Source organism: Roseobacter sp. AzwK-3b (genome assembly GCF_000170875.1).
Lineage (GTDB): Bacteria > Pseudomonadota > Alphaproteobacteria > Rhodobacterales > Rhodobacteraceae > Roseovarius > Roseovarius litoreus.
The window spans coordinates 179,002-203,035 of record NZ_ABCR01000008.1; the positions used below are offsets into that span (position 1 = coordinate 179,002).

The window sequence follows — 24,034 nt, forward strand, 5'->3', positions numbered from 1 at the left end:
CTCTCAATAAACCGGCGGCGCGATCACCCAGATCGCAACGCAGGGGGTGTCATGCGGATTGGCCCAGCTATAGGGCTCGCCACGAAAGCGGAAACTGTCGCCGGGACCCACGCTGAAGTGGCGTGTGCCGATGCTCAGCTCCAGCCGACCCGAGAGGATGTAGCCCACTTCCTGCGTCGGGCGTTGGGCCGGGGATTGCATGCGCGAGCCGGGTCGGAAGGTGGAGTGGATCACCTCGAAATCATCGGTGAGATCCGGGGAAAGCAATTCCTCGATCAGCCCTTCCTCGCCCGATCCCATGGGGCGGCGGGCGCCGGCGCGCACCACATAGCCCTGTTCATCGGCGAGTGCGCTGGCATGGCCGAACAGCAGGGACATCGGCACACCAAGCTGCTCGGCGATCTGGCGCAGATCCGAGATCGACGGCTCGGAAAGGTCGCGCTCCACCTGGCTGAGCCAGCCGACCGAGCGGCCAAGACTGTCGGCAAGATCGGCCAGCGTCAGGCCGCGCGCCTTGCGCAGGGCGCGCAGATCGGCCCCGAGGGTCTGGGCGCGGCTGATATCTGTCTGATGCATGCGGTGGCGGCTTTCGGTCGGCTGTGAAAAATCGGCGTCGAATTTCACGGTGGCGCCATTCCGTGAAAAAATCAAAGGAAATTTCACGCCGCGCTGCAGCGCATGCGAGATGTCGGGGGACCGGTTACAGGCGTTGCGCGGAAGGCTGGTTCAGAGCTTGCCGAACACGTCGCTCAGGATCGCGGCCAGCCCGTCGGCATCGGCCTGATCGAAAGCGGTGGGACGGTCGCTGTCGATGTCCAGAACGGCGATGACCCGGCCAGCGCCATCGAAGACAGGCAGCACGATTTCCGAACGGGTCGAGCTGGAACAAGCGATGTGATCGGCGAACGCATCGACATCGTCGACGAGCTGCACCTCTCGCGTGCGCGCCGCAGCCCCGCAGACCCCGCGCGAGAACGGGATCACAAGACAGCCATGCCCGCCCTGATAGGGCCCGATCTTCAAAAGCTCGGGAGCGGTGACCCTGTAGAACCCGGTCCAGTCGAAGCGGTCATCTGCATGATGCAGCTCGCAGACGATCGTGGCCATCAGGGCAATGGCATCGGTTTCGCCTTCGGTCAGGGCTGCAATGGTTTTCGAGATGGTGGGATAATCGATGCGCATGGGTCCTCTCATGCCACAGGCCGCGCCACGAGACCAGAGGGCTGTGGCATCGCCGCTCAAGGTGCTGTAGAGCGCGGCGCATGGACAGCGCATATTCTCCGCCACAGGTGCCTCTCGAGGTGCTGCACGAGGATCACGAGATCCTCGTGGTCAACAAGCCCGCCGGCCTTCTGTCGGTGCCGGGCAAGGGGCCGCATCTGGCCGATTGTCTGATCGCGCGGGTGCAGGAGGCGTTTCCGAACGCGCTGCTGGTGCATCGTCTGGACCGCGACACATCGGGTGTCATGGTCTTTGCGCTCAGCCCCCATGCACAGCGGCATCTGGGCCTGCAATTTGAAAAACGGCAGATGAAGAAGACCTATGTGGCGCGGGTCTGGGGGATGCTGGAGCCGAAGACCGGCACGGTGGACCTGCCGCTGATCGTCGACTGGCCGAACCGTCCGCTACAAAAAGTGTGCCACGAGACCGGCAAACCCGCGCTGACCGATTGGCGGGTGCTGCGCCATGTGAAAGGCGAGACAAGGGTGCGGCTGGCGCCAAAGACCGGGCGCAGCCACCAGTTGCGGGTGCATATGCTGGCGCTTGGGCATCCCATCCTGGGCGATCCGCTTTATGCCAGCGGTGCCGCCGCGGATCATCCCCGCTTGATGCTGCATTCTGAAGAATTGCGCCTGCGTCATCCCGATGGCGGCATGGGCCTGCGGTTTCGGGCCAAGACCCCGTTTTGAGCGGCGTGCTTCGGGCGGTTGGGGGCCTCCGGCGGGAGTATTTGGGGAACGATGAAAGACGCGCCGCGCTCGTGTTTCTTCTGGCTGGAAATATCCTGGGGGAGGCATTGAAATCCCGCAAGGATTTCAATGTCGGGGGCAAGGCCCCCAAAACCGGTCAGGATCGAAGCACACGGTCGGTCAGGTTGAGCCGGTCCGCGACGATCGGTTTCAGCATGCGCTCGAGATCGGGGTCTGTAGCGGTCAGGCCGGTGAGCTCGTCGAGCCGGTTCGTGGCGACAAGCTGCAAGGCGTCATGGCGGATGGCGCCGGCGGCGTCGCGCGGCAGTCTTGCGACCGGCTGCATGAGGTCGGGGGCGGGATCGGGGGTCAGCGCCGAGATGCGACCGGCATCGAGATCGGTTTCCACGAAAGCGTAAAGCCCCACACCTTTGGCAGGGCGCGCATAGGTGTAAAGCGCAATATCCGTGACATTCGGGTGTTTCAGAAGGGCCGCGCGCAGGCCGGGGCCATCGCGTTCGATCCGGTCCTCGGTGCCTTCCCCATCCGACCAGTTCATCAGGCGTCGGGTGATGAAATTGTAAAGGCGCTTGCCGGTGGCCATCCAGATTTGCGCGGGCAGCGCTTTTTGCGCCAGCATCCTGGATTCGGCAGGGGTGAGCAGATCCGGGGCATAGGCCCGTTTCTGCTTGAGCAAATGGCGCAGATCCTCGCGCGCCATGATCCGAAAGAGCTTGCCCCGGCGGCGATGCACGGTGGCGAGCTGAAAGTCGATCACGGCGGCGCGGCCGTCATGTGTCATCAGCCAGTTCTGCGGTTTGGCGATGTCGTTATGGGTCACACCGGCGCGGCGCATCTGGCGCAGGAGGCGTTTTGCGTCGCGGTACCACGCCGGATCGGAGGGTTTTGCCAGCTGCAGGGGTGTCCCTTGGGTCCAGCTGCGCAGTAGGCCGCTGCGGTCGACGCGGATCAGCAGGGGGCAGCCTTCGATCCCTGTGACGGCGCGCAGGGCACGGGTCTCGCGACGGGCGAGCGCCCACGCGATCGCACGGGCATAGATCGGCACGGTGTCGAGTTTGCGCAGGACGACCGGAAAATCGCTGATGCCTTCCAGATGCCCCGAGATGGTCTCGGAGAAGATGTCGCGTTTGTGCACGGTTTCGGGCACGAAGGCTTTGCTTGCGATATCGGGGCGCGTGCTCATCGCGATTGTCTTAGGGGTTTTCGCCGGACAGGGAAAGGGTATGCGAGGGCCGCCATATGCAGAACCACGTCAGTCGGTAACGGCTGGGTCGCGTCGCGTGTTCTGGAGCATGTGTTGGACCCGATCCTGCAACATGCGCGCGCCGTGGATCGAGAGGTGGTTGGCATCGCTATAGGCGCTTTTACCGTCAAAGGCCCAATGGAAGGCGCCATCGCGCAGGAAGGCATCTCCGAGGGACACGAGCGTCAGGTCCTCGACGCCCTGAAAAACGCCCAAGTTGTAGCTTTGCAAGGTCTGGTGACGCTCTGCCGGCAGGGTTTGCAGGTTCAAGAAGCTCAAGGCGCTTTCGCCGGTCCGGTCCTGGAACAGAGCCGCATAGACGATGTCCTTCGGCTCGAAGGTCAGTTGAGGGATCTGTTCGACGACGAACAGCTTGACGCCAAGTCCCGCATAGAATTCAGCGGTGCGCCGGACTGCTTCCTCGAACACGGCGCGCGAGGCCGACGGCCCGCCGGTCTGCAGCGCGTTTTCGTCATTGAGCAGATAGTGCCTGCCATGCCCCTCATACCCGGCTTGTGTATAAAGCGACCATCGCGCCACCAGCACCACCGCCGAGATATCGTTCTCCCGAACGAATTTTGCCTGTGCCTCGGCTGCTGCGTGGCAAACGCCAAGCGCATAATTCCCGTTCCACACATAGACTCCCAGAAGAGGGGGGCAGCCAGCGGTTCCCATCTTGATGACATTGGTCCGTGTGCTGTCGGCAAAAGCCGCGAAGGCGGGCAGGATCGCGTCGGCATGGCTGTCGCCGAACACGGCGATGGTTTGCGTCGCATCCGCGTAGTCATGGACAGGGCAGACCAGTTGCGGTGCCTGTCCGACATCGCCAAAGCCGGTGCAGCCTTCCGGGTGGGACATGCCGTGGGTAGTTTGCAGAAACTCCGAGTAAAACGGCGTCATTTTCGCGGTGAGGCGCGCGTTGCTCCAGTCGGCGGCGAGGCCGGTGAAGCCGATTGCCGCGAAGGCGGCGATGCCGGCGAGGCTGGCGCCGAAGAGCGCGCGGCGCGCGGGCAGGAGCATGCGGTGCGGCCCCGAGCGGAAGGGTTGTTCGACATAGCGCCATGTGAGGGCGGCGAGCGCGAAGCTGGCCAGCGCCAGCCCGCTCATGAGCCAGAGTGACGGCTCATGCAGGCTGCGGATGCGGGCGAAGGCCAGAAGCGGCTGGTGCCAAAGGTAAGCCGAATAGCTGATCAGCCCGATTGCGACGGGCAGTTTGCGCGACAGAACCCAGGCGACGGCCGTGCCCTGTTGCGCAAAGAGCAGCACCAGCGCCGTGCCCACCACGGGGACCAATGTGTAGACCGAAGGGAAAGGCACTGAGGCGTCATACGCGAAGACCGACCACAGGATCAGGCCCATGCCGATGAGCGACAGGATCTGGTTGCCGCGCAGCTCGCGGCGGAAGGCGATGAAGGCGCAAAGCGATCCTGCGAAGAGCTCCCACATGCGCGAAAAGGTGAAGAAGAAGTTTTCTTCCGGGTAGTTGCGCCAGCCCCATTCGCTGAGCGCGAGCGACAGGAAGGCCAGCACCCCGATCACCGCGATATGCTTGCGTCGGCTGAAGGCGCCAAGAGCGGCCATCAAGAGCGGAAAGAGGAGGTAATATTGTTCCTCGACCGCGAGGCTCCAGGTGTGCAGAAGCGGGCGCATTTCCGAGGCTTGCGCGAAATAGCCGGAATATTCCCAGAAATGCACGTTCGAGATAAAAAGGGCTGCAAAGGCGAGGCTGCGCAGGAAATCCTCGAAGGCGTCGGGCGGCATCCAGGCCCAGGCGAAGGGCAGGGTGGCGGCGAGCACGACGAAAAGCGCGGGCAGGATGCGGCGGGCGCGGCGCTCGTAGAAGCGCAGGATGGAGAAACGGCCCTCGGCGCGTTCGCCGATGATGATCGAGGTTATGAGAAAGCCCGAGATCACGAAGAACACGTCGACGCCGACATAGCCGCCCGAGAACACGTCCCAGCCGGCATGGAACAGCACCACCGGCACCACCGCCACCGTGCGCAGCCCGTCGATCTCAGCTCTGTATTTCATGGCGCGCCGCGACGCTCCCGTTTGACATGTCACGCCCCCTCATTAGCCACGTGGGGGCAGCTTGCAAGCCGGGCCGGGCGAAAAAACGCCGCTTTGACGCAGGTGTGACCGCGCGCGGGGCCTTTTGGGCGACCCCGCGCGCGGATCGGTGCCTTGGGTCAGGCGCCTTCGGTCCAACTGGAGACGGCCTTGACCTCGAGAAAGTCCTCGATGCCCCATTTGCCGCCCTCGCGGCCATTGCCGGACTGTTTCATGCCGCCGAAGGGCGAGCCGAGACCGCGGCTTTGACCGTTCATTTCGACCATGCCCGAGCGCAGGGCCAGCGCGCAGCGATTGGCGCGGGCGGGATCCTGGGTCTGGACATAATTGGTCAGGCCGTAGGGCGTGTCATTGGCGATGGTGAGCGCCTCTTCCTCGGTGTCGAAGGCCATGATCGACAGGACGGGGCCAAAGATTTCTTCGCGGGCGATGGTCATGTCGTTGGTGACATCCGCAAAGACCGTGGGGCGCACATAGAACCCGCGATTGAGCCCATCGGGGCGACCGACACCGCCTGCGACAAGGCGCGCGCCTTCGTCGATGCCCTTTTGGATCAGGTCCTGGATCTTGTTGAACTGCACTTCGTTGACCACTGGGCCCATATGGCGGCCTTCGTCATGGCCCGAGCCGACCTGCACGGAATTGGCCACTTCGGCGGCGGTTTCGACGGCCTGATCATAGATCTCGCGCTGAACCAGCATCCGTGTGGGGGCGTTGCAGGACTGACCGGAGTTGTTCATGCAATGCAGGACGCCGCGCTTGACGGCCTTGTCGTCGGCATCCGCGAAGATCAGGTTCGCGCCCTTGCCGCCCAGTTCCAGACTGACCCGCTTGAGCGTGTCGGCGGCGGCCTTGGAGATCAGCTTGCCGGCGCGCGAGGAGCCTGTGAAGCTGACCATGTCGATATGCTCGTGGGTCGACAATTGCGTGCCCACGCCCGCACCGTCGCCGTTCACGAGGTTGAACACCCCCTTGGGAAAGCCCGCCTCATGCATCATCTCGGCGAAGAGCATGGCCGAAAGAGGCGATTCCTCGGAGGGTTTCAGAACCATGGTGCAGCCCGCGATGGCGCCCGCGATCACCTTGAGCGTGACCTGGTTCATCGGCCAGTTCCAGGGCGTGATCATCGCCACCACGCCGATGGGTTCATGCACGATGCGGTCGTTGGGCGCGTGATCGCCAAGCGGTTCGATGAATTCGAAATCCTTCGCCACTGTCAGGAACGCCTTGATATGCCCCAGACCTGCGCCGGCCTGTTGCTGGCGGGCCATGTCGATGGGCGCGCCCATTTCCATGCTGATGGCCTGGGCCATTTCTTCGGAGCGGGACTTGTAGACGTCATAGAGCTTTTCGACGAGCGCCAGCCTCTCGGCCTTGCTGGTGCGGCGCCATGCGGGAAAGGCCGCGTGCGCGGCGACGACGGCCGCATCGGTGTCGGCCTGACCGCCAAGCGAGATCACAGCGCAGGGATCTTCGGTGGAGGGGTCGATCACATGGTAATCGGTGCCGGCGCGCGGGTTGACCCAGGCGCCATCAATGTAGAATTGCCGTTTTTCGATCATTGGCTGACCTCCTTGAATTTGGGAGCAGCTTGTCAGGCGGATCCGGGGACCGCAAGGCGGGAGAGGCGGTGATCGATGGAATTTGATCAAATTGTGATGGCGTTCGGGGTTTGGCCCGATGGAAGCGCGCAGGACAAGGCGCCTTGGTAGAGATCTGTCAGAAATCGTCCGCGTTCAGCATCCTGTCGAGCGCGGTTTCAAACTCGGCTACATCGATGGTGTAGGTGGCGCGAAACGCATCGAATGTGCTGTGAATGGGCGTGGTGTGGTTCCCGAAGAGGTATCTCAGCTCGGTTCCGACCGTGCTGGCGATATTGGAATAGGAACAAAAGCCCGAATATTGCGGCACGAGCCAGCTCAGCAACCGGCAGCCTTTCGTGCAAAAGAGCGAATTTGCGAAAGCGGCACCTGACGGGCCCATGATGAACCGCGCCCCGGCAAATAAAGCGACCTGTTCGCGAAAGGACAGAAGTTCGGGATAAACCGCCTCGAAGCCGCGCGCCTCGGCAATCGACAGAAGTTCATCCTGATTGTAGGGCCTGCGATCATTTCCGCGCGCAAGGAAAAGCCGGGTGGGACCGGTTGGCTCGCTGATGTGGAGCTTGTCCAGAATGTCCTGACGATAAGCCATCAGAACACGAGGGTTGAATGAGTAGTCGCTTGTTTCGGGCCAATAGCCGGGGCGCATGTTGATCGGTTCGTGCAGGATCGGGTCGATCGAAATCAGGTCTTCGAAGTCATAGAGATCCGTGTCGATACCGACCAACTCGCGCGTGCCCTTGAAGAGCTCCACACCTTCCCGGAACTGCGGCATATCCAAGGCCGCCTGAGGGACGATCAGCGGATAAGCGTTGAACCGGTCGGGAAGCGATTGGGCAAGATAGGCCGATGGCAGGATGTCCAGAAGCCAATGATACCAATTGTTGGCCCCCATGCCGAAGACCTTGATGCCCTTTGACTGGGGATGCCTTGGGCCTTCATGGATCAGCCCTTCGCCATTGACGCCATACCAGAACAGCACGTTGCCGTCGGCGATGACCGGGCCTTTCTTGCCGAGGTAGTAATCAGGCACGTAGACGGTTTTCGACTTGAGGAAAGACGAGCTGAGGGCGGATGCCGCGATATTGCCGAGCTGGCGGGCCTTGATCGGTGGGAAAACTCCATCGTGGACGGCGCTGTCCTTGCCGACAGGCCGGGGCGCGCGCGACTCGTAAGCTTCTTCGGGGGCGAGATCGGCAACGGGTTTAGACAGCTCGAGCGCGCCGTGGATGTGCCAGTGGCGAAAAGAAGCGAGTTTCATAAATAAGTGATGGTACCATCGGAAGTCGCCTTCATCTGCTTCATAGGTCAAAAACCTTGCCAGCGACCGCATGCATAGTTTGTACGTTTTTCGTTGGTATTTTCGGACCAGGAAGTTGAACATCTACAAAGGCCCTTTCAAAACATTCTTGTCAGAAGGTTTTTCGTTGTGGAACGCCGATAAAGCGCGTGGGCATGAGTTTTTGTACCGACAACGTTAATCAGTTCATTCTTCACCAACCCATAAAAAGCGCGCTTCGATATCTCCCCAGCCGAATTCGGGGTCATCGGTTTTTCATACTTCGTCAGGAACATATCTTTAAGGACCGGTTATCGGGGTATTTCGGGGCCTTTTAGTCATGCGACACGCCGCTGTCACTTGCCAAATCTTCGATTTCCCCGGTCTATGGTTGGTATGGCGGCGGAGATCAGTCCATTGCGAAATCGAGCGCCCTGCAAATTTTGGATAAGCACCAGTCTGATCATGAGCAAGACAAGCAAGCAGGTTCCTCCCGTTGCACATTTCTGGATGTTATGGCACCGGTTGAGGCGGTCAGGGGCGGAAGGCGAACGATGGACCATACGGAAGAACACGGCGTTTTCATCCATCCCTTGTCGGATGTGCACACGACACAGATCGGTGCCGGCACCCGGATCTGGCAGTTCTGTGTTGTGCTGGAAGGGGCGAGGATCGGGCGGAACGTCAATATCTGTTCGCATTGCTTCATCGAGAATGACGTGTCGATCGGCGATGATGTGACCGTCAAGAATGGTGTGCGGCTTTACGATGGGCTGACCCTTGAAGATCGCGTGTTCGTCGGACCCAATGTCACCTTCACGAATGACAAGACCCCGCGATCCAAGGAGTATCCCGAGGAATTCCTCAAGACGCGCGTGGGAGTTGGGGCCTCGATCGGCGGGGGCGCCACGATCCTTCCGGGCCTGACCATTGGCGCGGGGGCCATGATCGGCGCCGGGGCCGTGGTGACCAAAGACGTGCCCGCAGGTGCCGTCGTGACGGGAAATCCCGCGCGTCAACGTCCCGGCGCGCGGGCCTGATCATCAGGGTTTCGATAGAAGCTTGCGCATCCCGCGCTTGATCGCGCGGCGTCGGCCTTTCCAGGATGTGCGGTAGTCCTGCAGCCTTTGGGCGACCAACGGGTGATAGGCGCAGGCGGCATCGAGCGCGCTTTGGTTGCCAGAGGCCAGAAGCTCTTCGAAATAGGAGTCGAGCAGTTTCAGCAAGACCGCAGGCGGCGGTTTGTCGGCAAAAAACGCGCCATGCCATTCGACCAGCGTTTTGACCTGTCTGAAGCTGTTGCGATGCAGGTTGTCGCCATGCTTGCGATAGGCGAAGCCGGGACCGGGGAGCAGTTGAAATGTCTTTTCGGGATGTGCGGCGAGATGGCGAAACAGGCGCGTGCGCAGGATGATGTCATCGCCGGTCAGCGTGTCGTCGAAGCCCCCTATCGCGTCGATGGCATCGCGGCGGAAGAGCTGCCCCTGGATATAGAAGCTGTGGGCATTGGCATATTCGACATCCAGAAGATCATCCGCCGTCTGGATGGCATCATCGTCGATCGGCATCGGTGCCTGTTCGGTGATCGTGGCGCCCTGTGGGTCGATCTCGCGATTGGTGCGGTCGGCCACGAAGGCGATGCTGTCATCGTCCTGCATCAGCGCAAGCTTAGTCTCGATGCAATCGGGCAGCAGTAGATCGTCGAGCGACAGGAAGGTGACGAAGCGGCCCGTGCTTGCGCGGAGCGTGGTGTTGAAATTTCCCGGCACGTTTCCGGTATTGGCCTGTTCGATGAAACGCGCGGGAAAGGGGCTGTCTTTCAGGGTTTCGCGGATGATGTTGGGATTGCCGTCTTTCGATCCGTCATCCACGATGACGAGTTCGAGATCGCGACAACTCTGGTCGAAAATCGAACGCAACGCCGCCGCCGAATAGGTCGCTTGATTGTAGGAGACGCAGAGGACGGAGACGAGGTTGGGCACGGTTGATGCCTTTGCATCAGAGTTTTGAATCAAAAGCTTAACTCTTGGTTGGTGGCGGTGGCTAGGTAACTTTACACTAGGTGATCTGCAGTGTAGATCGTTGCAAAGGCCATGTGTGGCCAGAGGCACATATATATGTTCGGCAACTATATGTATGGCAACCCCATCAAAGTGCATGAAAACTGCCGCATGCTAACCCATAAAGCCTAAACTTGCCCAGACGAGGAGTGTAGCTTTGTATCAGGCCTTTCAGTGAAGTGGTCCCAACTTTTGGGACAGTTTTGCAGCTTTGCTAAGGTGTATCGGGTTTAAGTTCATGCTGCTTTTTGCTCTTCCAAGCCTGCCGAGTATGCGTCGTCTGGCGTCAACTGATAAAGCGTGGAATGGGGCCGCTTGGTGTTGTAGAAGGTGATCTAATTTTTGATGACCCGCCGGGCTTGGAAGCCGTCGTTGATCTCCTCGAGATAGATTGCCTCCTGCTTCAGGCTTCGCCAAAGCCGTTCAATGAAGATGTTGTCGAGGTATCTGCCTTGACCGTCGATCGAGATGCGCACGCCTGCCTCTGTCAGCGTCGTGATTCAGGCGGACCCGATGAACTGAGACCCTTGATTTTTATTCATGATCTCAGGTGGGCCGTGTTTAGCGATGGTTTAGTTCAGGGCATCGACGCAAAAGTCGGGATGCATAGTGTTCGATAGCCGCCAGCTCAGCACCCTGCGCGAGGCCCAATCCATGATGGCTACCAATTAGAGGGAGCCGTTCTTGACCGGCACGAACATGATATCCCTACCGCGCGACCCAGTGGTTCCTCGCGGAAGACAACTGAGCCTGACGTTTAGTACATGGTTCATGACGCCTCCCTGTTTCCGGGGGACGCTTTTTTGTGTTGGTGGGGTATGGCCACATGGTTCCGTCGCTTCACGCCCTGGAGGTCCGGCTCATGATGTTGTCGAGATGTTTGGATCGGTGAAACCTGGTCGGGCGGTCTGAACCGGCCTTTCGATGTCATCGCCCGCGGCGGCCAAAGGTTGCGACAGAACCTCCTAGTTTACTTAGGTACTGCGGAGAGATAGAAACTGACGGAAGCTTCCGCTAACGGATAACGCCATCCTATGCCTGACAACATATTTGTAACGCGCCCTCACCTGCCTCCGCTGGATGAATTCAAAAGTCACTTGGACAAGATCTGGGAAACAGGAGTGCTCACAAATTGTGGGCCCTACCATCAGGAACTTGAGCGCGCCCTGTGTGAGTTTCTTGACGTCCCGCATATTGCCCTGTTCAACAACGGCACTATCGCGCTTGTGACCGCTTTGCTGGCGTTGGGCGTACGCGGTGAAGTGATCACAACGCCTTTCTCATTCGTGGCAACGTCGCATGCAGTCTTTTGGACCGGCTCGGTCCCTGTATTCGTTGATGTCGATCCAGTAAGCCTGAACCTCGATCCAGCCGCTATCGAAGCCGCAATCACCGACAAGACAGCCGCAATCCTCGCGGTGCACTGCTACGGCCATCCCGCGGACGTGGACGCGATCGACGCAATCGGTGCCAAACACAACATCCCGGTGGTCTATGATGCCGCCCACGCTTTTGGGGTGCGCTGCCATTGCGGCTCTGTTCTGACCCATGGCGATATGTCCGTGCTCAGCTTTCACGCCACCAAAGTCTTCAATACCTTTGAGGGCGGCGCGATCGTTTGCAAAACAGGCGAGATGAAAGACTATATCGACAAACTGAAGAATTTTGGCCACGACGGCGAAACACGAGTTGTCGAAACCGGAATCAACGGGAAGCTGAGTGAGGTCAACGCGGCTTTCGGTCTAATTCAACTCAAACATATCAATGCAGCAATTGAACGTCGCGGTACCATTGACACCACATACCGAAAAGCATTTTCGGATTTGGCAGGGATTGCCTGTCTTCCAGATGCCGGCCAGATTGCTGCGAACTACGCCTATTTCCCTATTCGGGTGACGAGTGAGTTTCCCATGAGCCGCGACGATCTTTTTTACCATATGAAGGCGCATGGTGTTCATCCGCGCCGCTATTTCTACCCTCTTATCCCGGAATTCCCGATGTATGCGCATCTGCCAAGCGCGAATATCGATGCCCTTCCAAACGCAGCGCTGGGATCGCAGGAAATCCTTTGCCTGCCTATCTACGACACCTTGGCGCCTGACGACGTTGATCGGGTTATTGCGTTAATCCGCGACGCCGCCCGAACGGCCTGAATGGGTGCTGACCATGCGAATTGCAATCATGCAGCCTTACATTTTGCCGTATATCGGCTACTTTCAACTGCTGCACTACGCGGACCGCTTTGTGATCTATGATGATATACAGTACACCAAAAAAGGCTGGATCAATCGAAACCGATTTCTTCGCAACGGGACCGCTGTGACGTTCACCGTGCCTGTGCAAAAGGCGTCTGACTACCTCGATGTAAAGTGCCGCCATGTGGCTAAGGCCTATAATCCCCAAAAACTTTTGGCGCAGATCAAGGGTGCATACGGCAAAGCGCCTTGTTTTGACCAAGCCTTTCCAGTAATCGAAGACGTTCTGACGTATGAAAGCGAAAACCTGTTTGATTTTTTGCACCACGGCCTCGTGCGGACTTGCGCATATTTGGACATTCAGACGCCGATTTTGGTGTCGTCGTCCATTGAGCCTGATACAGGCCTGAAGGGTCAGGACCGCGTGCTGAGCCTGTGTGAAACGCTGGGCGCGCGCGAGTATATCAATCCGATTGGGGGGCGGGATCTGTATCAGGCGTCAGCCTTCCGTGAGCGCGGCATCACCCTTGGCTTTCTGCAGCGGGCGGACGTGCGATATGCACAATTTGGGTCGGAATTTTTGCCCGATCTGTCGGTTCTGGACATCATGATGTTCAATACGCCCAGTGATGCGCGGCACCTGATCGAGACCGGATACGAATTGGTGCCCCCACACAATGACTGATATATTCCAATGGCAAAAATTGGGCAAGGTTTTCGATCCGCGCGCCTATAGTTGCCGGCCTTGGCTGGCGTGTTTTGCACAGGCCCCTGCAACACTGATTTTTGATGATGTCGTGCGGGTGTATTTCTCCTGTCGTCCACAGCCGGACGCCAACGGCCATTTCACAAGTTACTCATCTTGGGTCGATCTGGACCGGACGGACCTGACGCGGGTGGTGCGTGTCGCTGATGCGCCGGTTTTGCGCCTCGGAGAGACAGGCACGTTTGATGAATTTGGCACCTATCCGATCTCGGTCATCAAGACAGAAGACGGCGTTTTGGCCTATTATGCGGGATGGACACGCTGCGAGAGCGTTCCGTTCAACGTGGCCATTGGTGCCGCGCTCAGCCGTGATGGGGGCGCGCATTTTGAAAAGCTGGGGCAGGGGCCCATCATAGGGTATTCGCCAGATGAGCCGTTTGTCATGAGCGGTCCGAAAATCCGGAAATTCGGTGAAACCTATTACCTGTTCTACATTGCCGGGACAAAATGGGTCTTGCATAAGGGACGCCCCGAACCGGTCTACCGCATTCGCATGGCCATGTCTGACGATGGGCGCAATTGGGTCAAGCATGGACACCATCTGATCGACACGGTGGTCGAAGAAGACGAAGCCCAAGCCAGCCCGGATGTGCATTTCCACGACGGGCGGTATCATATGTTCTTTTGCTATCGATACTCTACCGACTACCGTGGCCATGCGCGTGGATACCGAATTGGATACGCCCACAGCGCGGATCTGCGGACCTGGCAGAGAGACGACAGCCTGTGTGGGATGCACCCTTCGGAAACGGGCTGGGACAGCGAAATGGTGTCCTACCCGCATGTCTTTCAGGTCGATGGACAAACCTATATGGCTTATCTGGGCAACGAGGTCGGACGCGAAGGCTTTGGTCTGGCCCGATTGGAGCGCCGCCCATGAAGATTGAGAAGATAGGCAAGATTTTCACCCCGTCCGAGCACGACTTGATTGCCGGGCCGGGGTTGTTCGCGCAATCGCCGCAAGTCCTGCTGCGACAGGATGGCGGGCGCCGGGTCTTTTTCTCGACGCGTGAACGGGATGCCCAAGCACCCGGAAAATTCGTGAGCCGCGTGTCATATGCCGATTTCAACGCCGATCTGACGCAGCTTGAAGGCGTGGCGCACCACGAGGTTCTGGCACGGGGTCCGCTTGGGGCGTTTGACGAGCACGGCGTTTTTCCCCTCAATCCGCTGCCCGTCGATGGCGAGGTTTGGGGGTATACCACCGGCTGGACGCGCCGCGTCTCGGTCTCTGTGGACACCGGGATTGGTTTGGTAAAAAGCACGGATGGCGGAACGACATTCCAGCGCCACGGCATAGGCCCTGTGCTGGGGCCCAGCCTGCATGAGCCGTTTCTTGTGGGCGACGCATTTGTCGTGCGCACCCCTGAAGCGTTTCGCATGTGGTATATTTTCGGGCAGCGCTGGGTCCGAGAGACAGAGACAAGCGAACCAGACCGGGTCTACAAGATTGCGCAGGCCACGTCCTCTGATGGCGTGCATTGGCAAAAGTCCGACGGCTGCGCCGTGATACCTGATGTCCTTGGTGAGAATGAATGTCAGGCCTTGCCGAGCGTCGTGCAATTCGAGGGCCGCTATCACATGGTGTTCTGCTACCGTGATGTGCACGGATTTCGCACTGACCCGACCAAAGGCTATCGGATTGGATATGCCTGGTCCGAGGATGCGCAGACCTGGCACCGCGCGGATGAAGATCTGCCGCTCACTGGAACACCAGGGAGCTGGGATTCAGATATGCAGTGCTATCCACATTTGTTTGTGATGCAAGGACAAATGTACTTGCTTTACAACGGGAACGCCTTTGGCCGAGAGGGGTTCGGTCTGGCAAAAGTGGTCCCGTGACCCAGCCTTTGGATATTAGGCGGAACGAAGCGTCAGCCGACGCCATTGAACGGCTTTTGCTCGCCTGTGATCGGGATTTTGATCCACCCTTGTCCAGCCGGGTCGAGATTAAGGCTTACGCCCATCGATTGCACACCAAAGCCGAACGGTTTGAACTCTTCGAGGCCTCTGCGCTGGTAGGGCTGGTGGCGATCTATTGCAACGATCCGACCGGACAGGCTGCCTTTGTCAGCAATGTTAGTGTCGCGCAGCGGCGTCGCGGTCAGGGTATTGCAGATGCTTTGCTGACAGAAGCGCTTGCCTATGCCACGGTACAAGGGTTCGCCATGATCACACTGGAAGTCGGACCCTTGGCCACTGCCGCGCAAGCTTTGTACCTAAAACACGGTTTCAAAATGAAAGTCCGTGGCGCCGAGACCCATGTGTATTGCCGCGATCTGTAGTCCACCGCACGCCATTGACGCTGCTGTACAAGCCGCGGAATGGTGACTATACAGGGCGCACCTCCGGGCAGCCCAGACGTTAGGTGAAACAGAATGGCCAGTGATCGCAACTACGACGAAGAGTTCACGGACACCACTGAGCGCAAATACGCATATGACTTTGACTTCGACGTCATGCACAAATACATGCTTCGCGCGTTCAGCAGTTTCTTTTCGCCCGGTTCTTGCCTGGAGCTGGGCAGCTTCAAGGGCGATTTCACCAAACGTCTGATCACGCATTTCGACGACATCACTTGCGTAGAAGCGTCTGCCGAAGCGATGAGTGAAGCACGCGCTTCATTGCCTGATACGATTGAGTTCCATCACGCGCTGTTCGAGACCGCAACTCTGCCGCGGCGCTATGACAACATTGTCTTGACTCATGTGCTGGAACATCTTGACGATCCAGTTGCTGTCCTCAACCGCATCAACACGGAATGGCTGGCACCCGGGGGGCGTCTCTTTGTCGCTTGCCCCAACGCCAACGCGCCGTCTCGGCAGATCGCTGTCAAAATGGGCTTGATCACACACAATGCCGCTGTCACTCCGGCAGAAGAAGATCATGGGCACCGTATCACGTACAGCCTCGATACGCTTGAGCGCGATGCCACTGCGGCAGGGCTGAATGTCGTGCACAGGTCAGGGATATTTTTTAAAGCCTTGGCCAATTTCCAATGGGATCGCCTGCTCAGTACAGACATCATTTCGCCGGAATATCTGGACGGCTGCTATATGCTGGGGCAGCAATATCCTGACCTGTGCTCAAGCATATATCTAGTGTGTGAGGCTGGACATGACGGCGGTTGAGCATTGCGACACGGACGCACAGAAAATCGTTTCCATTGTTGTTGCCGTCTATCAGAACGAAGGCTCGTTGACGCAGACACATCAAGAAATCACCACGCTTTTTGCTGACCGACTACCAGGTTTTGTGCCTGAGCTGATCTTTGTGAACGACGGCTCCAGAGATGGTTCGCTTGAGGAATTGCACCGTATTCGTGAAAGTGATCCCTCTGTCCGAGTGATTTCTTTCACTCGGAACTTTGGCCAAATGGCAGCCATGCTTGCAGGGTTCAAAGCGGCAACAGGCGCCGCGATCATCAATATATCGGCCGATCTTCAGGATCCGGTTGAATTGATGGTCGAGATGGTCGAACGGTGGCAACAAGGCTCTGAAATCGTGATTTGCTATCGCACAAATCGCAATGATCCGGTGTCTTCCAAAGTCTTCTCGAACCTTGCGTATCGCTTGATGCGGGTTGCTGTGCCACAAATCCCCAAAGGTGGGTTTGACTATGTTTTGATGGACCGGATCGCAATGGACCAGTTCAACGCGATGGACACACGGCACCGCTTCTTTCAGGGCGATTTGTTGTGGCCTGGGTTTCGCACCGGCTTCATCCCTTATGAGCGACGCCAGCGGTCGGTTGGCAAATCCCAATACAATTTCCGGAAGAAACTGAAGAACTTTCTGGATGCGATGCTGGATGCCTCGTATTTGCCGATCCGGCTGATCTCTCTTTGTGGGCTTGTCACTTTCCTGCTGGGGATTGTGTACTCGATCACGATTGTCATTGCTTGGGCCACAGGCAATGCGCCATTCGATGGTTGGGCACCTCTCATGATTGCTGTGTTGATGATCGGGGGCATGCTCATGCTCATGCTGGGTGTGATCGGCGAATACGTCTGGCGCATCAATGAAGAGGTCCGCAAACGGCCAAACTACGTGATCCGGGATGAATAATGATGGGCAAGCGATTGACCTCTAGGGAGGTGGATGGAATTACGTGCTACAGCGAAGACGTGGCCAGCGACTACGCTGACTACCCGGACGAAGGATTTGATCTTACGGACGACTACGCGGAAACAAGTTTCTGGGTTCAATCCCGCAACAGATTGTTCAGTTGGTTGGTGCACCGCGAGCGGGACAGGCTTGGGCAGGCCAGACTACTGGATGTGGGGTGCGGGACCGGCGATTTTGTGCAGCATCTGAGCAATGATGGTTCCCTGACCATAACTGGCTCCGAGATATATCTGAAAGGTCTGCAATTTGCCCAGAAACGCCAGCCCACTGTCGAATTCATCCAGTATGACGTAACCATGGGCGCGCTTGACAGGGACTACGACATCGTTACGGCGTTTGACGTCTTTGAACATATTGAACAGGATGTCACTGGACTCCGGAATGTGCACGAGATGTTGAGCGACGATGGAGCTTTGATATTGTCCGTGCCACAGCATATGTTCTTGTGGAGCAGACTTGACGAAATTGTTTGCCACAAGCGTCGATACTCTCGCACGGAAATGATTGAGAAGCTGCGGCAGAGTGGGTTTACCCCGATACGTGTCACGTCGCATGTGTTCACGCTGTTTCCCTTGATGGCCATTTCGCGCTTACTTGATCGAGCGAAGTCGGCCAAAACGGCCGATGTCGGTACAGATGACCAAGCGTTGTCCGAACGGGTGACTTTCTCGGATGGCGTCAATTGGCTGTTCAACAAGATCATGTACCTTGACGAAGCTCTTATCCGGCTTGGGCTTTCTTTGCCCTTTGGTGGCACGCTAGTCGTTGTTGCGCGCAAGACAGCGCCCTAATATTTTGCTGGTGCTTTCAGAAATATCACGCTTTCTGATCGTTGGCGGTGTCAATTTCGTATTTACCTTTGCAGTGTTTACCGGCGCCCTCAAAGGGATGCATTTGGGGTATCTGACATCTTTGCTCATCGCGTGGGTCAGTGGGAATATTTTGGCCTACACGCTCAATTTCATCTGGGTGTTTCGGCCAGCGGATCGATTGAAGTACGGGAGGCGCTTTGTCAAATACCTGACAGCAGGCGGGTTTTCGATCGGTTTGAACCTGTTGGCTTTGTTGCTGCTCGTGGAATTGGGGGAGTTCGATCCGTTTTGGTCGCAAGTTGGGATCATGCCTGTGATCGTCATATTCAACTTCGCGACAGCAAAGTACTGGTCTTTGCGCAAGGGAACGTACTCACAATGAACTGTGATTCTCGCAAGCTGGCCTACGGTCTCGAAGCGCTGTCTGGCTTTGTTTTTGCACTGCTGGTGTTGGGGGTGATCTGGGCCTCTGACAGGGCGATCGAGATCACCGACGAAGCCTACTACGTTCTGTCCGGACGCCATCCGCAGCACATTGACGCTTTCATCTCGGCGCAACACTGGATCTTGGCTCCGCTTTGGTCATTGAGCGGATCGCTGGCGCTGTTTCGTCTGAGCGGTTTGTTCATCTTACTTATCTCCTCTTGGGTGCTGGCACTGGGCGCTTGGCGCGTGGCGCTCGCGTTGGATCTGATCGAGCCAAGTCGCAGGGCCTGCGCGGCGCTGTGCGCGAGCAGCAGCATTGGGGGGTTGCTTTATGTATCCACGATTGCCCCAAGCCCTTCCTACAACTTGCTCGCCTCAGCGGGAGGCTATGCAGGGCTGGGATTTGCCTGTTTGGCAGCCACTAGTTCGTCCCGGCACCAAGCTGCGCTGTGGGCTTTCATGAGTGGTGCAATGCTGGTCATTGCCTTTGTGAACAAACCCTCTTCGGGCGTATGCTGCGCGGCAGTGTCGCTTGTTGCCCAGTGGGCGTTCCGGCGCAATTCTGGCATTCTGATCCTTTCAATCAGCCTTTTGGCCGGTTTTGGGATCACTCTTGCCGCGCTGTATGGTTACCACGCGAGGGACCGGGACGTGCTTGCAAGTCTGCAATCTGGCTTTGATCTCTTTCGTCAGGTTCAGACAGAACCCGTGGTGGACCGCCTGCAACGCTATGCGGTCACAATGATCCATTCCATTGGGCACGCGCTGCTGCTATTCTCGCCTTCTTTGGCCCTTTGTGTCGCGCTGCTCAGGGTTCCGCGGACGTGGATGCCGAAGGCGATCGCTATTCTGCTGCTTGTGTCCATCGTACTCGGACAGCATCATTTGGGAGGCCGGACACAGTACCATGCACAAATCGAAGCATTGCTGGCAATCTTGGTGGCCACCGCGTTGTGCAGTGTCTCGGCGTGGCTGCACGACTGGCGTCGGACTATCCTCGTGCTGTGTCTGTTCGGGTTGCCTTATGCGGTTGCCATTGGCACAGGCAATGCTTTATTCACGCAGGTTATTGTCTCTTTGGCAGGTTGGACTGCCTTGGCCTATCTGCTGGCGATAAGCCAACCGAGGAACAATTTGAGGGGGCAAGCCGCACGCCTTTGTGCGGGATTGATGCTTCTGCTTGTGTGCGTTCAGATCTTCTCAAGCTATACGCGCGACCCATATCATTTAGCTGAGCCACTCGTTGCACAAGGTACCTCAGTAGACGTCCCCGTTCTTGGCCCTCTGCGTATCGACAACGAAACAGCAGTCATGCTGACTGCTCTGGATCGTGCAAGAGAGGCATGCCAGATTGAGCCCGGAGCCGCGTTCTTGGGAATATACAATGTGCCCGGTTTGGCATTGCTCTTGGACGCGGTGCCACCGGTGTCTCCTTGGATCAACAACCGGGTTCAGCTGTTTTCTATTCTAGAGGTTTGGCAGCCACGCGGTCGCGTCATACTGGCGCTGTCCACAGCGGCGCAGGTTGAACGAGATCGCTTGCCGGACGCTTTGCAACCGATTGACGAAAAATATGAGTTTTGCGGTGATCTCGTTGTACCGTTCAGTGACGAGTCCATCGAGATATGGGCGTCGTCCCAGAATTGAGGTCTAGTACAAGCTCCGCCCGTTGAAGCGCAGCTAGTAAAGTAAGGGGGTTACTGACCATGGCGATGCCTCAAGACAAGATTGCGAAACTCGCCTATGAAGGAAAGTATGACGCCGCACTCAAAGCGTGCCACGACAACATTCCAGACATAGACAGAAGCCAGTTTGGGTCTTTTATCACGGGCTATTGCTATTTTCACCTTGGTCGTAACCAAGAGGCGGCAACCGCTTTCGATCGTGCGCTAAAACTTGCGCCGAAAGACAGCCATACGATGTACTACACTGTGCTTGCGACTGTAGCTGCTGGTAATTCTCGGGCTGCACTTCGATTTGCCGCGCACCATGTGGCAAATTGGCCATCAGCGTTTGATTCCAACGAATTCAAGGGGATCCTTGAAAAAGGAATCCAGGTAATTTCAATCGTCGAAGACGAGGAGCTGTGCGTGGCCTTTCGGAGATCAGTAGAAATTGCTTGGCCCAATATCCCCGCCGAATTGCAGGTCGAATGGCTATATGCGATTGAAGGTGTAGGCAGAGCTCGCGAACATGTAGCCGCTTTGAATGCCGAAGCGCAAAATACTTCCTTGATGGCCTTCGCGCCAATTGTCTCGGTGTCCGAGGCTGTTGAACATGGAAACGGCGCCTTCAAAGCCAGGTTTCCAGCAGAGACCATCCAATTTGCTCATTTTAAGGGCGCACCTTTCGCCGACACACGAAGTGAGGCAACCGCAATCACCGGCAATGAAGGCTATGTCGCGACTTTGGATGATGTTATCGTCTGCGGCGTATCAGGAGCCGTTTTGGGCAAGGATGGCAGTTTTATTTCTGACAATTACGCGCATCGTGAGTTTCACCAATATGTAGATATGCGCGCCGATAATCTGGTCCTAAGGTCCTTTGGCCGCAGCGCGTTGATCAAGAAGATCAAAGTGGATCGGGAAATAGATACTGCAATTAATCTTTCAGGGGTGGCCAGCAACCATTTCGGTCACTGGTTTAGCGAATATCTGCCTCGGTTAAGGCATTTCGAGTCTGTGTACCAAGCGGCCAATCTTCCTATTTTGGTCAATGAAGATATGCCGCAATCGCATTTTGACTTGTTGGCCGCTGTTTGTGAGAATCCCGTGATACGGGTAGGTCGCACGGAGGCGGTTCGCGTCAAAAATCTATGGGTCGCACCAACCATTACGTTCTATCCCTTTGATTTGAAGCCCGGCCATGACGTTCCAATTGAGCGGCAAGCATGTTGGTCTGCTGCTGCTATGGCATACCTTAGAAGTAAGGTGTTGGAAAAGCCTAATTTTGTCGCCCCGCCGACTGAACAGGTGGCTCATGAAGCTCCTGTCGAACATCAGTCGAATTGGTTTGCCTCGCCCTTTTCCTATCTCAGAGAAAGGGTATTTTCCAAGCTTGGTCTAGTCGCCCCGCAATTTCCATCGGCAATCTATTTGAGCCGAAAGAACAGCTCATGGGGGCGACCCGCCAATGAAGATGAATTTTTGAAAGATCTGAAATGCAAACATATTTGGCCGGTATACCTAGAGCATATGTCATTCAAACAACAGGTCCGAACGTTACAGTCAGCAAGCATAATCGTTGCGCCTACCGGTTCTGCTTTGAACATGCTTGTTTTTGCGCGTCCTGACGCCCGAATACTGATATTTTCACAACGTTTTCCACATAATTGGGGTGGTTGGGTCGGCCCCATTCAAGAACTGGGCATCTTGCCACAAGTCGCGATGATGAATGAAGGCAGTCAATCAAGCAAACACGCAGCGTTTAATATGCGCCTCGATGTGTTGGAAGCCTGGCTCTCTGAAGAGACGGCGTAACACATATTTTTCGACAATCCCCGGGTGGCGACTGTGCCAAATTTTGCGCCAGACGCGTTTTGTTAGGCAATTGGGAAGCGGTCTTCGAACATGATTGCGAGCTGGCTTCTGACAGCGTGCCATTCACGGATCGAGCGCCTCCACTCTGACGATGTAGCATTAGAGCGTGTCGCGTTTAATCGGTTTTGTATCTAGCCGCTTTGAAGAAGTTGTGTAAGCGTTCGCTGGACAACACTGACGGCTTAGCTTGACGGCTTGAAGTTCCACGGTAGCAAGTATTCGATATGGTTTTGCGGGTGGCCATTGGCGATCGCTGTGAGGGTTGCCTTGAGATAGGCGAAGGGCTCGACGCCGTTGATTTTGCAGGTTTCGATGAGCGAGGCAATGCGGCCCCAAGCGATGCCGCCCTCGTCGTGACCCGCGAAGAGTGAGTTCTTGCGGTTCAAAGCGATCGGTCGGATCATGTTTTCGACGCGGTTGTTGTCGATCTCGACGCGACCATCAGCCAAGAAGGTCTGCAGCCCGTCCCAGTGATTGTGGATGTAAGTCAGCTTTTCGCCCAAGCGGGATTTGGCAGAGACCTTGCGTCGCTCAGCCTGCAGCCAATCACCGAAGGCCGCGACCAGTGGAGCGCTGTGGGTCTGGCGGGCAGACAATCGCTGGCCGGGGGAGATGCCACGAATGTCAGCTTCTACGGCATAGATCCCGGCGATGCGGCGCAGGCCTTCGGCGGCGATCTCTGATCTATCGCGGTCAAAGACTTCGTTCAGTTTGCGCCGGGCATGGGCCCAGCAATGGGCCACGCGAATGGGATTGCCGCCCTTGCGGGTAGGCTTGGTCAGCCGGTTGTAGCCCTGGTATCCGTCGATCTGAAGGATGCCATCAAAGCCTGTCAGGAATGTTTCGGCATTCTGGCCCGCGCGCCCGGGGGCATAGAAGTAGACCACGCCTGGCGGGTCCTCACCGCCCCATGGTCGGTCATCGCGGGCCAGTGCCCAGAGATACCCGGTTTTGGTTTTGCCGCGCCCTGGGTCCAGCACCGGGGCCGTGGTTTCATCCATGAACAGCTTGCTGGATCGCTTCAGATGGTCGGTCAGCCGGTCGACGACGGGCTTGAGATGGAACGCCGCCTTACCCACCCAATCGGCCAGCACAGCGCGGTGCAGATCAAGACCCGCCCGCGCCAGAATCTGGCTTTGGCGGTATAGTGGCAGGTGGTCGGCATATTTGCTGACCAGCACATGGGCGATGGTCGCCTCGGTCGGCAGGCCGCCCATGATCAGATGCGATGGTGCGGGGGTGTTGATTTCCGTTGAGAACTGACCCGGTATTTTCACCGAGAACTGACCCGCCTAAGTAGGTTTATCAACGGTCAGGTTTTGGTCAATGCGTGTGCCTCCTTTCGCTTTTTCTTGGCGGCTTCAGAGCTGGCTTTGAAGCGATAGCTGTCGTTGCCGGTCTCGAGGATGTGGCAGCGGTGTGTCAGGCGATCGAGGAGTGCGGTCGTCATCTTTGCATCGCCGAAGACCTGGGCCCATTCCGCGAAGCTGAGATTGGTTGTGATGATGACGCTGGTACGCTCGTAGAGCTTGCTGAGCAGGTGGAACAGCATCGCGCCACCGGACGCACTGAACGGCAGATAGCCGAGCTCGTCGAGGATGACCAAGTCGACCTTTGTCAGTAACTCCGCCATCTTCCCTGCCTTGCCGGCAGCCTTCTCTTGTTCAAGCGCGTTCACAAGCTCCACGGTTGAGAAGAAGCGGACCTTGCGCCGTTGATGCTCGATGGCGTGGACACCGATGGCCGTCGCGACATGGCTTTTTCCGGTGCCGGGTCCACCGATGAGCACCACGTTCTCGGCATTTTCCATGAACTCGCCGCGATGGAGTTGGCGGACAGTGGCCTCGTTGATGTCACTGGAGGCAAAGATGAAGCCCGCGAGATCTTTGTATGCCGGGAAGCGCGCAACCTTCATATGGTAGGCGATGGATCTCACCTCCCGTTCCGCCATCTCTGCCTTCAGTAGCTGTGACAGGATCGGTAT

Annotated in this window: 22 protein-coding genes and 1 pseudogene; 13 read left to right on the forward strand and 10 right to left on the reverse strand. The window is 57.4% G+C overall.

Annotation, left to right across the window (positions count from 1 at the left end; translation table 11 throughout):
* Positions 1–3: 3 nt before the first annotated feature.
* Both RAZWK3B_RS14790 and msrC read right to left on the reverse strand, forming a co-directional pair.
* Positions 4–576, reverse strand: a complete 573-nt coding sequence (locus RAZWK3B_RS14790; protein WP_037295981.1) for a helix-turn-helix domain-containing protein — start codon at positions 574–576, stop codon at positions 4–6.
* 150 nt (positions 577–726) lie between these two features.
* Positions 727–1,182: a free L-methionine (R)-S-oxide reductase MsrC gene (gene msrC, locus RAZWK3B_RS14795; protein WP_007816537.1), complete on the reverse strand. Its 456-nt coding sequence runs from the start codon at positions 1,180–1,182 to the stop codon at positions 727–729.
* 80 nt (positions 1,183–1,262) lie between these two features.
* Here msrC and RAZWK3B_RS14800 point away from each other — a divergent pair, with 80 nt between their 5' ends.
* Positions 1,263–1,910, forward strand: coding sequence for an RluA family pseudouridine synthase (locus tag RAZWK3B_RS14800; protein WP_007816538.1), 648 nt, complete (start codon positions 1,263–1,265; stop codon positions 1,908–1,910).
* A 157-nt stretch (positions 1,911–2,067) separates the two neighbouring features.
* Here RAZWK3B_RS14800 and RAZWK3B_RS14805 read toward each other — a convergent pair whose 3' ends face one another.
* The 4 genes from RAZWK3B_RS14805 to RAZWK3B_RS14820 all read right to left on the reverse strand — a co-directional run bounded on the left by RAZWK3B_RS14805 (position 2,068) and on the right by RAZWK3B_RS14820 (position 8,106).
* Positions 2,068–3,114 carry a hypothetical protein gene (locus tag RAZWK3B_RS14805; RefSeq protein WP_007816539.1) on the reverse strand — a complete coding sequence of 349 codons (1,047 nt, stop codon included), beginning with the start codon at positions 3,112–3,114 and terminating at the stop codon, positions 2,068–2,070.
* Positions 3,115–3,183: 69 nt separating this feature from the next.
* On the reverse strand, positions 3,184–5,205 hold the full coding sequence (locus RAZWK3B_RS14810) for an acyltransferase family protein (RefSeq protein ID WP_007816540.1): 2,022 nt from the start codon (positions 5,203–5,205) through the stop codon (positions 3,184–3,186).
* A 158-nt stretch (positions 5,206–5,363) separates the two neighbouring features.
* On the reverse strand, positions 5,364–6,806 hold the full coding sequence (locus RAZWK3B_RS14815) for an aldehyde dehydrogenase family protein (RefSeq protein ID WP_007816541.1): 1,443 nt from the start codon (positions 6,804–6,806) through the stop codon (positions 5,364–5,366).
* 157 nt (positions 6,807–6,963) lie between these two features.
* Positions 6,964–8,106 (reverse strand): glycosyltransferase family 61 protein, encoded by a 1,143-nt coding sequence (locus RAZWK3B_RS14820; protein ID WP_037295954.1) that lies wholly within the window; start codon positions 8,104–8,106, stop codon positions 6,964–6,966.
* A gap of 572 nt (positions 8,107–8,678) precedes the next feature.
* Here RAZWK3B_RS14820 and RAZWK3B_RS21865 point away from each other — a divergent pair.
* The gene (locus tag RAZWK3B_RS21865; RefSeq protein WP_007816544.1) at positions 8,679–9,164 is read left to right on the forward strand and encodes an acyltransferase; all 486 of its coding nucleotides are present in this window, start codon (positions 8,679–8,681) and stop codon (positions 9,162–9,164) included.
* 3 nt (positions 9,165–9,167) lie between these two features.
* Here the strand turns inward: RAZWK3B_RS21865 and RAZWK3B_RS14830 are convergent, their stop codons facing one another.
* Positions 9,168–10,106 carry a glycosyltransferase family 2 protein gene (locus RAZWK3B_RS14830; RefSeq protein WP_037295956.1) on the reverse strand — a complete coding sequence of 313 codons (939 nt, stop codon included), beginning with the start codon at positions 10,104–10,106 and terminating at the stop codon, positions 9,168–9,170.
* Between the two features lie 413 nt (positions 10,107–10,519).
* Entirely contained in the window at positions 10,520–10,660 is a 141-nt protein-coding gene (locus RAZWK3B_RS21225; RefSeq protein WP_007816546.1) for an IS3 family transposase, read from the reverse strand.
* A 558-nt stretch (positions 10,661–11,218) separates the two neighbouring features.
* On the opposite strand from RAZWK3B_RS21225, the gene RAZWK3B_RS14840 reads away from it, so the two are divergent.
* The 11 genes from RAZWK3B_RS14840 (at position 11,219) to RAZWK3B_RS14890 (ending at position 21,990) form a co-directional block, all read left to right on the forward strand.
* Entirely contained in the window at positions 11,219–12,337 is a 1,119-nt protein-coding gene (locus RAZWK3B_RS14840; RefSeq protein ID WP_007816549.1) for a DegT/DnrJ/EryC1/StrS family aminotransferase, read from the forward strand.
* Between the two features lie 13 nt (positions 12,338–12,350).
* Entirely contained in the window at positions 12,351–13,064 is a 714-nt protein-coding gene (locus RAZWK3B_RS14845) for a WbqC family protein (protein ID WP_037295983.1), read from the forward strand.
* On the forward strand, positions 13,057–14,025 hold the full coding sequence (locus RAZWK3B_RS14850) for a glycoside hydrolase family protein (protein ID WP_007816554.1): 969 nt from the start codon (positions 13,057–13,059) through the stop codon (positions 14,023–14,025). The genes RAZWK3B_RS14845 and RAZWK3B_RS14850 overlap by 8 nt, the downstream gene beginning before the upstream one ends.
* A complete protein-coding gene (locus RAZWK3B_RS14855) occupies positions 14,022–14,987 on the forward strand; it encodes a glycoside hydrolase family protein (RefSeq protein ID WP_007816556.1) in 966 nt (321 codons plus the stop codon). The genes RAZWK3B_RS14850 and RAZWK3B_RS14855 overlap by 4 nt, the downstream gene beginning before the upstream one ends.
* Positions 14,984–15,430: a GNAT family N-acetyltransferase gene (locus tag RAZWK3B_RS20305; RefSeq protein ID WP_007816558.1), complete on the forward strand. Its 447-nt coding sequence runs from the start codon at positions 14,984–14,986 to the stop codon at positions 15,428–15,430. Before RAZWK3B_RS14855 ends, RAZWK3B_RS20305 begins: the two co-directional genes overlap by 4 nt.
* Before the next feature lie 93 nt (positions 15,431–15,523).
* Entirely contained in the window at positions 15,524–16,276 is a 753-nt protein-coding gene (locus tag RAZWK3B_RS14865) for a class I SAM-dependent methyltransferase (RefSeq protein WP_007816559.1), read from the forward strand.
* A complete protein-coding gene (locus RAZWK3B_RS14870) occupies positions 16,263–17,213 on the forward strand; it encodes a glycosyltransferase family 2 protein (protein ID WP_007816560.1) in 951 nt (316 codons plus the stop codon). The genes RAZWK3B_RS14865 and RAZWK3B_RS14870 overlap by 14 nt, the downstream gene beginning before the upstream one ends.
* Positions 17,214–17,215: 2 nt before the next feature.
* Entirely contained in the window at positions 17,216–18,064 is an 849-nt protein-coding gene (locus RAZWK3B_RS14875) for a class I SAM-dependent methyltransferase (protein WP_157132275.1), read from the forward strand.
* A 10-nt stretch (positions 18,065–18,074) separates the two neighbouring features.
* Positions 18,075–18,467: a GtrA family protein gene (locus RAZWK3B_RS14880; protein WP_050774252.1), complete on the forward strand. Its 393-nt coding sequence runs from the start codon at positions 18,075–18,077 to the stop codon at positions 18,465–18,467.
* Positions 18,464–20,158: a hypothetical protein gene (locus tag RAZWK3B_RS14885; protein ID WP_007816564.1), complete on the forward strand. Its 1,695-nt coding sequence runs from the start codon at positions 18,464–18,466 to the stop codon at positions 20,156–20,158. Before RAZWK3B_RS14880 ends, RAZWK3B_RS14885 begins: the two co-directional genes overlap by 4 nt.
* Before the next feature lie 59 nt (positions 20,159–20,217).
* Positions 20,218–21,990: a glycosyltransferase 61 family protein gene (locus tag RAZWK3B_RS14890; protein WP_007816565.1), complete on the forward strand. Its 1,773-nt coding sequence runs from the start codon at positions 20,218–20,220 to the stop codon at positions 21,988–21,990.
* A 242-nt stretch (positions 21,991–22,232) separates the two neighbouring features.
* Here RAZWK3B_RS14890 and tnpC read toward each other — a convergent pair.
* Together tnpC and istB are read right to left on the reverse strand one after the other, a co-directional pair.
* Positions 22,233–23,288: pseudogene (gene tnpC / locus RAZWK3B_RS14895) on the reverse strand (IS66 family transposase); the annotation flags it as partial.
* Between the two features lie 74 nt (positions 23,289–23,362).
* A partial coding sequence (gene istB / locus RAZWK3B_RS14900) for an IS21-like element helper ATPase IstB (RefSeq protein ID WP_007816567.1) occupies positions 23,363–24,034 on the reverse strand: 672 nt, incomplete at its 5' end.

Excerpts from the sequence above, each read along its gene's own strand:
- RAZWK3B_RS14790 (WP_037295981.1), bottom strand. The coding sequence starts at position 576 with ATGCATCAGACAGATATCAGCCGCGCCCAGACCCTCGGGGCCGATCTG.
- msrC (WP_007816537.1), bottom strand. The coding sequence starts at position 1,182 with ATGCGCATCGATTATCCCACCATCTCGAAAACCATTGCAGCCCTGACC.
- RAZWK3B_RS14800 (WP_007816538.1), top strand. The coding sequence starts at position 1,263 with ATGGACAGCGCATATTCTCCGCCACAGGTGCCTCTCGAGGTGCTGCAC.
- RAZWK3B_RS14805 (WP_007816539.1), bottom strand. The coding sequence starts at position 3,114 with ATGAGCACGCGCCCCGATATCGCAAGCAAAGCCTTCGTGCCCGAAACC.
- RAZWK3B_RS14810 (WP_007816540.1), bottom strand. The coding sequence starts at position 5,205 with ATGAAATACAGAGCTGAGATCGACGGGCTGCGCACGGTGGCGGTGGTG.
- RAZWK3B_RS14815 (WP_007816541.1), bottom strand. The coding sequence starts at position 6,806 with ATGATCGAAAAACGGCAATTCTACATTGATGGCGCCTGGGTCAACCCG.
- RAZWK3B_RS14820 (WP_037295954.1), bottom strand. The coding sequence starts at position 8,106 with ATGAAACTCGCTTCTTTTCGCCACTGGCACATCCACGGCGCGCTCGAG.
- RAZWK3B_RS21865 (WP_007816544.1), top strand. The coding sequence starts at position 8,679 with ATGGACCATACGGAAGAACACGGCGTTTTCATCCATCCCTTGTCGGAT.
- RAZWK3B_RS14840 (WP_007816549.1), top strand. The coding sequence starts at position 11,219 with ATGCCTGACAACATATTTGTAACGCGCCCTCACCTGCCTCCGCTGGAT.
- RAZWK3B_RS14845 (WP_037295983.1), top strand. The coding sequence starts at position 12,351 with ATGCGAATTGCAATCATGCAGCCTTACATTTTGCCGTATATCGGCTAC.
- RAZWK3B_RS14850 (WP_007816554.1), top strand. The coding sequence starts at position 13,057 with ATGACTGATATATTCCAATGGCAAAAATTGGGCAAGGTTTTCGATCCG.
- RAZWK3B_RS14855 (WP_007816556.1), top strand. The coding sequence starts at position 14,022 with ATGAAGATTGAGAAGATAGGCAAGATTTTCACCCCGTCCGAGCACGAC.
- RAZWK3B_RS14865 (WP_007816559.1), top strand. The coding sequence starts at position 15,524 with ATGGCCAGTGATCGCAACTACGACGAAGAGTTCACGGACACCACTGAG.
- RAZWK3B_RS14870 (WP_007816560.1), top strand. The coding sequence starts at position 16,263 with ATGACGGCGGTTGAGCATTGCGACACGGACGCACAGAAAATCGTTTCC.
- RAZWK3B_RS14875 (WP_157132275.1), top strand. The coding sequence starts at position 17,216 with ATGGGCAAGCGATTGACCTCTAGGGAGGTGGATGGAATTACGTGCTAC.
- RAZWK3B_RS14885 (WP_007816564.1), top strand. The coding sequence starts at position 18,464 with ATGAACTGTGATTCTCGCAAGCTGGCCTACGGTCTCGAAGCGCTGTCT.
- RAZWK3B_RS14890 (WP_007816565.1), top strand. The coding sequence starts at position 20,218 with ATGGCGATGCCTCAAGACAAGATTGCGAAACTCGCCTATGAAGGAAAG.